This is a genomic window from Butyrivibrio sp. AE2005 (assembly GCF_000686965.1).
GTDB lineage: Bacteria > Bacillota > Clostridia > Lachnospirales > Lachnospiraceae > Butyrivibrio > Butyrivibrio hungatei_A.
Window position 1 is genome coordinate 257,078 of sequence record NZ_JMMD01000002.1, and the last position, 12,218, is coordinate 269,295.

The following is a 12,218-nucleotide window of genomic DNA, read 5'->3' on the forward strand; positions in this document are numbered from 1 at the left end:
CCTCTAAATAAAAAACCTCTGAATATTACACTTTTGGCCCCTTTACAGGAACAAAACTGTCAAATATATAAATGTCAAAATTCTGCTCTGCCCTTGCAAGCTCCTCTTCGCTCTTAATAGTCCATGCAGCTGTGACATTTTTATACAGGTGCCTGCACAGCCATAATGACAGGTTACCCGGATATTTGTGATTGTATGATATAAAATCGGGTCTTGTTAAAAAATTCAGAAAAAGATTCGTGAGCGCGAAGTAAAGAAAGCTGTTAAATTCCGAAGGCGACTCCTTATGAAACTCATCGGAGAGCTGTCCTCTCATGATCTGCGGTTTATGCTTTCTATACCAAAGCAAACCGAGCGGATTGAAGGACTCAATGCAATAAACTCCTTTATAAGATGAAAGAAGCGCATCCGCTTTCGAACAAACAGTACAATTTTTAAATTCGATCTTAAGCTCCACAATAAGCGGAACTTTACCGTCTACAAGCGCCAAAAAATCTTCGAATTTGGGGATTTTCTCAACAGAATCAAGAATATGAAACCTTTGAAGCTCTTCATATGTATAGTCAATTACCTTACCCTTAACTCCGAAGCTCCCGTCCTTATTCTTCACTGCATCTTCGGGAATCTCACCCTCTGAATATCTCGCCACTCTGGCAAGTGTAAAATCATGAAAAATAACCGGAACACCATCCTTGGTAAGCTGAACATCACACTCAATCCCGTAGCCGGCATCCACTGCCTTCTTAAAGGCCGCCATAGTGTTTTCCGGTGCATCCGATGAATTGTCATGAAGTCCACGATGCGCATAACGCACACCTAAATGAGGTAATCTGTCAGGTTTATGTACTATCCTTGGCATGATCATCAGCAAATAAAGAACGACCATTATAGGTGCTATTTCGCACAAAACCCTAATAAAAAGCATTAATCCACTTCCTACTGATAATTTTTTAACACGTCTGCTACATATTTTACTTCCTAATTGTTTAATTCGCAACAATTAAATGCGTTAATCGACATTAATTTCATATAATTTTAATCATCAACATCGAAATTCTCGAGTATATTACCCTTCATATCGGGTCTCGCATCGCCGTGTTTGACCAAAAGCATTGTTAAAAATGCCAAAGCTGAAAAGATAAATGCATAAGGGAATAACGTCTTATATGACATATGCTCAAGCAGATATCCCGAGAATACAGGTGTAAACACCTGAGCAGCCATTGAGAACGTATAATATGTTCCCGTGTACTTACCTATCTCTCCCGCTTTACACATCTCAACAACCATCGGATAAGAGTTTACGTTGATCGCAGCCCATCCTATTCCCACAATTGCAAAAAAGATATTTATAGAAGCTGAAAAATGCGGGTAAAGTCCTGTAATAATGTAGCTTGCAGCCATAAGAACAATTCCGCAAAGAATAGTCTTTTTTCTGCCTATCTTTCCTGATATATATGCAATGGGAATATAACTGAGTGTAGCCGCAACAGTGGCAACAAGAAGGCATGTAGCGTAATCATTGTTGTGAAGATCCCACACAACGCCCACAAAACGCGAAAACGCCGTAGTCACCGCATTGTAAGCCGTAAACCAGAAAAATACCGAGATCAGAAGAAAAATGAGACTTCTTCTCACCTCAGCAGGCATCTTACCATTTGTTTCTTCCCCGGAAATACCTTCGCCATCTTCCGAATTTTTCTCATCGAAAGCCTCTCCGAAAGACTTAAGGCCTCCCTGTTCTTCTACTTCTTTTTTTATTTTCTTTTCATTTATGGTAAAAAATAATATTACTACGGACACAACCATGCAGATAATAATGCTAATGATAAAAGGCATGTAATCCGTTTTCGCCGGATCCTCCGCCTCTTTTAACAAAACCTTGGTCATGATAAGAACAAAAATACCGCCGACTGTTCCCATAAGATTTATTATCGCATTTCCCGAACTTCTAAGGGGTGCGGGTGTAAGATCGGGCATGAGCGAAACGGCCGGTGATCTGTAGATTCCCATAGCAAACAAAATAAACAGCAGTCCAAACATAAACAAGAGCAGATTTCCGCTCTTTCTTGCCACTGCAATAAGTAAATACAAAAGAGTAACCGACATAGCGGTTCCAACGAGAATATACGGCATTCTTTTACCGATCTTACTGTCCGTGTGATCTGAAAGACTTCCGAACAGAGGTAAAAGAAACAGTGCGAACACGTTATCAAGCGCCATCACGATACCTGTCGCGGTCTCTCCAAGCCCAAAGCTGTATTTTAATATCTTTGGAATCTCGTTGTCATAAAACTGCCAGAATGCGCAGATAGAAAGAAATGCAAAACCGATCAGTACCGTTCTCTTATAGTTTAGTTTCATAGTGTATCTCCATATCCCCATTTTTTGTACATTATATTATATATGAAGAATTATCATAAAGAAAGCAGAAGACTGCCGATATGCAACAGTCTTCTGCCATAAACACGCCTAAATATAAGCTTTTTTATACCATCATCTTGTAAATCTTCGTGCAATCATCTTCATTTAGAGTCACGAAACCGCTAATTGTTCCGTTTCTTCCGTCTCCTCTGCAAAGTACCTCAACGAGCTTAGGGATATCCTCTTCTTTTGCGCCAAGCTCTTCAAAGTTCTTTGGCATTCCGATAGAAATAAGGAAGTTTCTAAATGCTTCGATTCCCTCTTTTGCAGTAACTTCGGGATGATCGAAGTCCATCTGGCAGCCCCATACTCTTGTTGCAACCTTTGCAAATCTCATAACGTCGTGATTCATAACATAGCTGAATACCGCAGGCATGGTAACCGCAAGTCCCGCACCGTGCGCACAGTCATAAACCGCAGAGAGCTCATGTTCAATATTGTGGCTGTTCCAGTCCTGACTTCTTCCCACACCGCAAGAATTGTTGTGAGCCATCATTCCTGCCCACATAATATTCGCTCTTGCCTCATAGTTATTGGGATCTTCTATTACTCTCGGAGCCTCATGTTTCATTGTAAGAAGAAGCGCCTCGATCATTCTGTCCGTAACTTCAACATCCTTGGTATTGGTAAGATATCTCTCATAAAGATGTGCCATGATATCTGTCACACCGGCAGCCGTCTGATATGCGGGAAGAGTTTGTGTAAGTGCAGGGTTCAAAATACTGAATTTAGGTCTGAGCGCATCGGAACCCACGCCTCTTTTAAACATTCCCTCTTCTTTTGTTATTACGGAATCGGGGCTTCCTTCACTTCCGGCTGCAGCGATCGTAAGGATTGTTCCTACAGGAAGAGCCTCTTTAATTCTTTCTTTTCCCTGATAGAAATCCCAGAAATCGCCGTCATACAATGTTCCTGCCGCGATTGCTTTTGAAGAATCTATCGTACTTCCGCCTCCTACAGCGAGAACAAAATCTATTTTTTCTTCCTTGCAGAGCTTTATTCCTTCATATACAAGGCCGCTCCTTGGATTTGGCTTTACACCTCCGAGTTCCTTATAAGAAATGCCCTCTTTTTCGAGAGATTTTTTTACCCTGTCAAGAAGGCCGGAACGCACTACACTGCCCCCGCCGTAATGAATGAGAACTTTGCTTCCGCCAATTTTTTTCACATACTCGCCGGCTGTGTTCTCAGTGTCTTTTCCAAAAACAAAATATGTGGGAGAATAAAAGGTAAAATTGTCCATTTTTTTCCATTCCTTTCTATATAAGATTCATATAAAATTATTCTATTACTTAATTTATTAAAAACGGAGGTGCGAACATGGATCCAAGTCAATATGAGACTTTTCCTTTTCAAACTACCCACGCATTTAATCTGGCTACCGGTTCGGAAGAAAGAACGTTTCCGTCACACTGGCACTCTTTTGGTGAAATCATCCTCGTTGGACCCGGTGAAAAAAATGTATATAAGATCGGTCAAAAAATATATAACCTGGTTGAAGGTGATATCGTGCTTATATGGCCTATGGAAATTCACGAGATTGTTGATGCCGACAGAACATGCTCAATCATCCTGCAGTTTAGTAATGCGATAGCAGATGCCGTTTTTGACTTTAAACGTATCATCCACTACTATCACAATCTTCACGTTATCTGCATAAACAATCACAGGGAACTTGCCCTTAAACTTGGTGAGATTGCGCATAAGATGCGCGATACCTTCAGATCGAACAAAAACAACAAAGAAATTCTGTGTACCAAGCTCCTTTTTGATTTTATGATGCTTCTTGACGATCACAAGCAGGAACTCAGCGGTGAACTTACCGATAACTATTATACTTCCGTCACAGACGAACTGTTTTTCAAAATGGTAAAGGTAACGGACTATATAAAAAATAATCTCACAGATGACAACCTAACACAATCAGAAATGGCAAAAAGAGCCGGAATAAGCAAAGATTATTTCTCACGTATTTTTAAAGAAATAACCGGCCTTAATTATAATAAGTGGTTGAATCTTATACGAGTCGAAAAAGCCGCGGAGCTTATGTCAAATGACGGCATGTCACTGACAGAAATTGCCATGCTGTCAGGCTTTCAAAGTATATCCTCTTTTAACAGGGTTTTTAAGGAGCAAAAGAATATGTCGCCAAGTGAATATCGCGCAAGCTTTTCTGCTTAATCCGGCTATATTTGAAAATATAATTCATAACCCTGCTTTTAACTGCCCATATTTTGATATATGGGCTTCTCATTTTTTGTCCTTATTGCATTTTACAGGAGTTTCTCCTATAATACGAAATGTTGCAAAGACTATTTCTATATTAATAAGCGAGGCTATTTTTAATGATAAGTGCTAATAACGTAACACTGAGAGTTGGTAAAAAAGCTCTTTTCGAAGACGTAAATATCAAATTTACCGAAGGAAACTGCTACGGAATCATCGGTGCAAACGGCGCCGGAAAATCTACCTTTTTGAAGATCTTATCAGGTCAGATTGAGACAACAAACGGCGATGTCGTTATCACAGACGGCCAGCGTTTGTCTTTCCTTGAACAGGATCACTTTAAATATGACGACAAGGTAGTTCTTGATACCGTTATTTCGGGAAATGCCCGTCTTTTTGAGATCAAGAATGAAAAAGATGCAATTTATGCAAAAGAAGATTTCACCGATGAGGACGGAATCCGCGCAAGTGAACTCGAAGCTGAGTTTGCAGAAATGAACGGATGGGAAGCTGAATCAGATGCAGAGAGCCTTCTTAACGGACTTGGTATCGAAACTGAAAATCACTACAAGCTCATGAAAGAACTTGACGGTAATCAGAAGGTCAAGGTTCTTCTTGCAAGAGCTCTTTTCGGCAACCCCGATATCCTGCTTCTCGACGAGCCTACCAACCACTTGGATCTCGATGCTATCGCATGGCTTGAGGAATTCCTTATCAACTTCGAGAATACGGTCATTGTCGTATCTCACGACCGTTACTTCCTCAATAAAGTCTGCACTTACATTGCTGATATAGACTACGGCAAGATTCAGCTCTATGCCGGTAACTACGACTTCTGGTATGAGTCATCACAGCTCATGATCCGCCAGATGAAGGAAGCAAACAAGAAAAAAGAGGAACAGATCAAGGAACTTAAAGAGTTCATCGCACGTTTCTCTGCTAACGCAAGTAAATCAAAGCAGGCTACTTCAAGAAAGAAAGCTCTTGAGAAAATCGAGCTCGATACAATCAAGCCTTCAAGCAGAAAGTATCCTTACATCGACTTTAGACCCGAGCGTGAGATCGGTAACGAAGTTCTTACCGTTTCAGGAATTTCAAAGACAATAAACGGCGAGAAGATTCTCGACAACATTTCATTCGTCGTACAGCACGATGACAAGATTGCTTTTGTAGGCGGAAACGAGCTCGCAAAGACTACTCTCTTCCAGATTCTTACAGGCGAACTTGAGCCCGACGAGGGAACATACAAATGGGGTGTAACAACTTCACAGGCATACTTCCCCAAGGATAATACAAAAGAATTTGATAACGACTACAACATTACCGAGTGGCTTACAGGCTATTCTGAGATAAAGGACGCAACTTACGTAAGAGGATTCCTCGGAAGAATGCTCTTTGCAGGTGAAGACGGCGTCAAGAAGGTTAAGGTTCTTTCAGGAGGAGAAAAAGTTCGCTGTCTCCTTTCAAAGATGATGATAAGCGGCGCAAACTGCCTTATCTTCGACGAGCCTACAAACCACCTTGATATGGAATCAATCTCCGCTCTCAACGACGGAATGATCAAATTCCCCGGTGTAGAGCTTTTTGCCTGCCGTGACCATCAGGTTGTTCAGACAACAGCAAACAGAATAATGGAAATTCTCCCCGACGGATCACTTGTCGACAAGCGTTCTACTTACGACGAATATCTCGAAAGCGACGAAATGGCCAGAAAGCGTACAGTTTATAATACAGTTGCCGATGAAGAGGAAGACGACTGATATTCATATATATTAAGGAGGAGCATTAGCATGCAGACATTTAATCCCGTAAAAGAAGGAAAAGTAAGAGAAATTTACGATATCGGAGAGAACCTTATCATGGTTGCAACAGACAGAATCTCCGCTTTCGACGTAATTCTCAAGAACAAAGTTACTAAGAAGGGGGCTGTGTTGACCCAGATGTCAAAGTTCTGGTTTGATTATACCAAGGACATCGTAAACAACCACATGGTAAGCGTTGATACAAACGATATGCCTGAATTTTTCAGAAGCGAGGAATTTAAAGGAAACAGCATGCTTTGCAAAAAGCTCAACATGGTTCCCGTTGAGTGCATCGTTCGTGGATATATCACAGGAAGTGGCTGGAACAGCTACAAGGAAAACGGAACTGTATGCGGAATCAAGCTTCCCGAAGGTCTCAAAGAGTGCGACAAGCTCCCTGAACCCATCTACACTCCCAGCACAAAGGCTGAAATCGGTGATCACGATGAGAACATCGACTTCGACCGCAGCGTAGAAGTTCTCGAGAAGGCATTCCCCGGAAAGGGCCTTGAGTACGCAACAAAGATCAAGGATTACACAATCGCTCTTTACAAGAAATGTGCAGACTACGCTCTCACTCGCGGAATCATCATAGCAGACACAAAGTTTGAGTTCGGTATCGATGAGAACGGCGAAGTTGTTCTTGCAGACGAGATGCTCACACCTGACAGCTCACGTTTCTGGCCCGTTGAAGGTTATGAGCCCGGACATGGTCAGCCTTCATTCGACAAGCAGTTCGTTCGTGACTACTTAAAGGCTAATCCTGAGTGCGATTACAACCTTCCTCAGGACGTAATCGACAAGACAATCGCTAAATACCTTGAAGCTTACAAGCTCCTCACAGGTTCAGAACTTAACGTTTGATCTAAATAAAAATTTTCGCCGGCCGCATTGTGCGACCGGCGTTTTTTCATTTATCAATCTTTTTTTACAATCTTACCATATATGATATATGCTAAAGTATCTTCTTCACTTTCAACGGAAATAAGGCTTTTTCCACCGGAATACTCGTCCCAAAAACCATATGCATTATCAACCTTTCCAATCTCATCATGATTTCCGTTTTCATCAAGAACAAATACAGTTCCGCTATCACTTATACAATATGCTTTATCACTCAATGGATCGTTCATTATATTTCCTATGGAAAAGCCATCATTCGAAACCTTAAGTGCTTCACCCACAACTTTTCCGTCTTTGTAAGTAATGATCTTATCATATAATAAGATCCACATAACACTTTCATCATCACTTACCGCAACATCATATACGCCGTGATCGTCGTGGTACAGCTCTTCTGTCTGCGTCTTCCCGTCCTTATATGTGATTGCATTTATCGAATTTTCCTCTATATCATAAACTTTAAATTCTCTGCTTGAATATGAAGTTGCATATCCATCCGTTTTACAAACGGCTTCCATATCGGAATTAAGCCAATAACTACTTCTATCAGCAATTAAATACATTCCTTCAAAGTTTTCGGCCTCAGGGAAATAATTAACTGAAATATCCGAAAAAGTAAATCCTCTTCCTTTATAATACGCATCGATATGTGAATCTGACAGAATCACTTTTGACTCGCTCATTTCGTCTGAATCAAAATAACGTAATCCTTCACCCAATTTCTTAAATAATATTTTTTTACAATCAGCATTTAACGCAACATAACCGCTAAAAGATCTAAAGTCATCATCATAAATCTTAATAACATTGCCGTCTTTCCAGCAAAACAATCCTTCACCCATTTGAGGCGAAAAATATGCAACATGCCTGTCATTTGATACAGAAATCACGTTAAAATATTGATTCGCAGCTTCGAATATATTTTCACTCTTTCCGTCAAGCCCCATCATAAATAATCCGTCTGTTCTTGAAACAAGCGCCGTATTACCGTCCGGAGAGGCTGTAATACAGCATGAATCAATTATATCGCACTCTTCTATCAAGTTATAACTGTTATCTTTTGTATTGTAAACGCATAAGCCTTTGCCGAGCTTGGATTTCTCTGATGTTGCCACATAAACATAATTGCCCGTAAAGTTCATTGATACGTCCACACAGCTATCATCAATAAGCGTTGTCTTTAACTCGGAATCGATCAAGTATACTTCACCCTCAACAAAGATAACTCCAACCGTGCCCTCAGGATCTGAGTAAAATTCATATCCTTCCGCTCCTTTAAACTGCTCATTTACCGCTCCGGATGAATTGAATATAGCTCCATCAGCAACAACCATCGCATTTCCCGTAACATTAATATTAGTGTTCGCATTTGTATTTGTATTCGTATCTGTTATTCCTGCCAACTCGGGTATAACATATTTTTTCACCAGGTTAAAAGCGACCGTTCCGATAATTCCGGATATGACTGCAAAAATGGCCACAACCAAAACTATAAGAGCGATCTTCCCTTTTTTATCACTTGTATTTACCTTAGCTGAAGCCATATTCCCCATAGCGGCCGAATTCTGTGCATTCTGCGGTTTTGCCAAAGATATATTTCCCGTAGCCGCAGCATTCTGTGTATACTGCGGTTTTACTACCTGTACCCCGCAGTATACACAGAAATTGCTGCTATCACTAATTTCTCTACCACAATTGTTACATTTCATAATTCTCCTCCAAGTTTTTATTGTCTTTTATAACTAAGACAACCCTACTTTAAACCCACGATTTCTATTTTACACGAAAAAGCGTAAAATCATAATGTTTTTTACATTTCTAAACAATCTATCAAATAAATATAAACCTCTAAAGGGTAATCTTTTTTCTCCGATATATCTTACAAAGATAAATAAACCTGCTAAATAACCTCCCTTAAACCAATAATAAAAGTACCATCACTGCGGTAGACTCCCGGTGGTGGTACTTTTGCGTCAGTATAAATCTCTCAGTCATCATCTTCGTAGGAGTATCCGTTGTCCTTTGATGAAGGTCTTTTCGACAAAATCTGAATGAGCAGTCTCACGATTCCGATAAGTACCAGATAGCTTCCGACCGTAAGAGACTTGACAGAAGTTAACCTTTGCGGCGTGGCAAGTGAGATGATTCCGATATTGATGTTGACTACAGCAATAAGGATCATCCAGAATCTTCCAGCGCGTTTTATTGTCTTTTTATGCTTGATAACGTACTGAACGCTGGCTGACGCCATGGTGAAAAAGACAATTGAAATAAACACGTTCGTCCACTTCGGAATGCGCTCGATGTTCGATACAATAAATACCATGAAACTCATGACAAGTATATGAAAAAGCATTCGTCCGCGCTTGATAAACGCCTTTTCATCGCGCATTCCCGCCTTTATTATTCTCGAAGCGCTAAACAGCGCACACGTGAGCGCAACGGCGCCGCCTATCATATTGTAGATAGCCTTAGGGATAGCAAGGAACACAATTCCAAGTAGTATTAGAAACGCATCAATAAGACCCTGCTGAGTCTTAAGTGCCTCCATAACCCTTATTTTCTCAAATTCACGCCACAGCGATCCGAAGAACTTTCCAAGAATGATCTTGGTCTTACTCTCCGACTGAGCCGCAGATAAAAGAATTGTTCCAAAATCATGAAATCCGCCCTTTGAAATATCATACAAAGAGACCGCGCCACCTGCTTTCATGGCATCAAAAATATCCCTCGTAAACGCCTCTCTCTGCTCCATTGTAGCGTTTTCTATCCAGTCATCGATGACCCTGTTTAGCGCAGAGCTCTCCTCTGTCAGATGTTTCTTGGTAACAAAATGATCGCCCGCAACTTTCCAGGTCATTCCCGAGTGCTGAAGCATTCTCTCTCCGTCACTTGCAACTATCTTGTGCGGAACATCAAGTTCAAAGAGCATTCCCACGATACTGTACGTAGGCACAATATGCGTAAGCTTCCACTTTACGTTTGCAAATTTCTTTTCATTAAGAAGCTCAGGACAGATTCCGGGGCCGTCGTTACTGTAAACATGCTTGATCCTTGGCTGAACTATATTCGGAAGATTCATCGCGGAATATATAGCCAGATTTCCGCCCTTTGAATGTCCTCCAACGTAAACATCGCCCGCGTACTTGGACAAAATATATCTAAGATAGTTCACAGCTTCTTTTTGCGCCATGATCTCTTCAAAACTTATCTTAAAGTCCATCCTCCAGTCATCGATATCCATTGTTGTTCCGCGAAATGAGACAAACAGGCTTCCATCCGGGAAATGAATTGTCATTGCCGTTATGAGCATGTCTTTGTCCATATCGTTGACATCAAGATAATCAGAAAGTGTCAGTTCCCCAAACCTTTTACTCTTTGCCATGTAAAGTAGCACCCAATCAAAATCGACTCTCGAAAGTCCATCGATAGGATGCGTACTAAAATATATGTCGGCGGCTTTTTTGACCGAAATCTTACCGCCGTTTTCCGAATCGGGAACAATCCCGTTTAAGTCATTGTATATAAGAAGCGAAAGTGCAAGATTGTCCACCTCATTAAAGGGCGACTGCTCAAAATCAAGATCCCCGCGCCATTTAATATAATTTATAAGATTTGCCATAATCTCTTACCTCTTATAATTAATATTAATCCTAATGTGAGATTTGTCCAACAAAACATTGTCTGTATCGCTTTAATGTGTTAAAATCGTCAAAGAAAAAATACGAAATAGGAGCATAAAATAATGAATATTGTTTGTTTAGACCTTGAAGGCGTGCTCGTTCCCGAAATCTGGATCGCATTTGCCGAGGCAAGCGGAATCCCTGAACTTAAGAGAACAACAAGAGACGAGCCCGATTACGATAAGCTTATGAAATGGAGAATCGGAATCCTTAAAGAGCATGGTCTCGGACTTAAAGAGATTCAGGACACAATCACTAAGATCAATCCGCTTCCGGGAGCAAAAGAGTTCCTCGACGAACTCAGAAAGACAACTCAGGTGATCATCATCAGTGATACTTTCACACAGTTTGCAACTCCTCTCATGGAGAAGCTCGGATGGCCCACAATCTTCTGCAATTCCCTTGAAGTTGCAGAAAGCGGTGAGATCACAGGCTTTAAGATGAGAATTGAAAATTCCAAGCTCACAACAGTTAAAGCTCTTCAGTCAATCGGCTATGACACAATCGCAAGCGGCGACAGCTACAACGATCTTGGAATGATCCAGGCATCAAAAGCTGGCTTCCTCTTCCGCTCTACAGATAAGATCAAAGCAGATTATCCCGATCTTCCTGCGTTTGAAGAGTACAATGACCTTTTACAAGCGATCAAAAAAGCATTATAATAGAGGAATGTCGCGCGCGGCATGAAATGACGTTTTGAAAGGAATAAGCACTATGAAAGACAACAATTGTCCTTATTGCGCAGGCGGAGAAGCCCTCGCAAAATTCGGAATCAAAATCTGTGACCTCGGTGTAAGCCAGCTGGTTCTCTTCAAGGAGCAGAGCCATCTCGGAAGATGCATCGTTGCATACAAGGATCACGTACATGAAATGGTAGACATTTCTGATGAAGAAAGAAATGCTTTCTTTGCAGATGTTAATCGCGCAGCTAAAGCTATCCACGCTGCATTTAATCCCGATAAGGTTAACTACGGCGCTTACAGTGATACTCTCTGCCACCTTCACATGCATCTCGTACCCAAGTACAAGGATGGTTATGAATGGGGCGGCGTATTCGCGATGAATCCTCAGGAGAAGTTCCTTACTGATGCTGAGTACGACGAGATTATCGCTAAGATCAAAGCAAACCTTTGATAGAACTTTGATAGTAAAAACAGGGCTAAGCACTGATTATTTGTGC

General features: G+C 41.0%; 10 protein-coding genes. 5 read left to right on the forward strand and 5 right to left on the reverse strand.

The annotated features are described in order from the left end of the window. Positions 1-25: 25 nt before the first annotated feature. The 3 genes from DL92_RS0103230 to DL92_RS0103240 form a co-directional block, all read right to left on the reverse strand. Positions 26-925, reverse strand: a complete 900-nt coding sequence (locus DL92_RS0103230; RefSeq protein WP_034461951.1) for a glycerophosphodiester phosphodiesterase family protein — start codon at positions 923-925, stop codon at positions 26-28. 110 nt (positions 926-1,035) lie between these two features. After that, a complete protein-coding gene (locus DL92_RS0103235; RefSeq protein ID WP_026666876.1) occupies positions 1,036-2,364 on the reverse strand; it encodes an MFS transporter in 1,329 nt (442 codons plus the stop codon). A 124-nt stretch (positions 2,365-2,488) separates the two neighbouring features. Then, a complete protein-coding gene (locus DL92_RS0103240; protein ID WP_026666877.1) occupies positions 2,489-3,667 on the reverse strand; it encodes an iron-containing alcohol dehydrogenase in 1,179 nt (392 codons plus the stop codon). Positions 3,668-3,744: 77 nt separating this feature from the next. Between DL92_RS0103240 and DL92_RS0103245 the strand changes: the two genes are divergently transcribed. The 3 genes from DL92_RS0103245 to DL92_RS0103255 all read left to right on the forward strand — a co-directional run bounded on the left by DL92_RS0103245 (position 3,745) and on the right by DL92_RS0103255 (position 7,316). After that, complete coding sequence (locus tag DL92_RS0103245) at positions 3,745-4,605, forward strand: AraC family transcriptional regulator (RefSeq protein ID WP_026666878.1); 861 nt, start codon at positions 3,745-3,747, stop codon at positions 4,603-4,605. A 164-nt stretch (positions 4,606-4,769) separates the two neighbouring features. Further along, positions 4,770-6,410 (forward strand): ABC-F family ATP-binding cassette domain-containing protein, encoded by a 1,641-nt coding sequence (locus DL92_RS0103250; protein WP_026515291.1) that lies wholly within the window; start codon positions 4,770-4,772, stop codon positions 6,408-6,410. Positions 6,411-6,440: 30 nt separating this feature from the next. Continuing rightward, positions 6,441-7,316 carry a phosphoribosylaminoimidazolesuccinocarboxamide synthase gene (locus DL92_RS0103255; RefSeq protein WP_026666879.1) on the forward strand — a complete coding sequence of 292 codons (876 nt, stop codon included), beginning with the start codon at positions 6,441-6,443 and terminating at the stop codon, positions 7,314-7,316. A gap of 53 nt (positions 7,317-7,369) precedes the next feature. Here DL92_RS0103255 and DL92_RS0103260 read toward each other — a convergent pair whose 3' ends face one another. After that, positions 7,370-9,064 (reverse strand): zinc ribbon domain-containing protein, encoded by a 1,695-nt coding sequence (locus DL92_RS0103260; protein WP_026666880.1) that lies wholly within the window; start codon positions 9,062-9,064, stop codon positions 7,370-7,372. A 278-nt stretch (positions 9,065-9,342) separates the two neighbouring features. Further along, a complete protein-coding gene (locus DL92_RS0103265; RefSeq protein ID WP_026654657.1) occupies positions 9,343-10,977 on the reverse strand; it encodes an Mbeg1-like protein in 1,635 nt (544 codons plus the stop codon). Positions 10,978-11,100: 123 nt separating this feature from the next. Between DL92_RS0103265 and thrH the strand changes: the two genes are divergently transcribed. Both thrH and DL92_RS0103275 read left to right on the forward strand, forming a co-directional pair. Further along, positions 11,101-11,700 carry a bifunctional phosphoserine phosphatase/homoserine phosphotransferase ThrH gene (gene thrH / locus DL92_RS0103270; protein WP_026654656.1) on the forward strand — a complete coding sequence of 200 codons (600 nt, stop codon included), beginning with the start codon at positions 11,101-11,103 and terminating at the stop codon, positions 11,698-11,700. A gap of 52 nt (positions 11,701-11,752) precedes the next feature. Then, positions 11,753-12,172, forward strand: a complete 420-nt coding sequence (locus tag DL92_RS0103275; RefSeq protein WP_026654655.1) for an HIT family protein — start codon at positions 11,753-11,755, stop codon at positions 12,170-12,172. Positions 12,173-12,218: the final 46 nt, after the last annotated feature.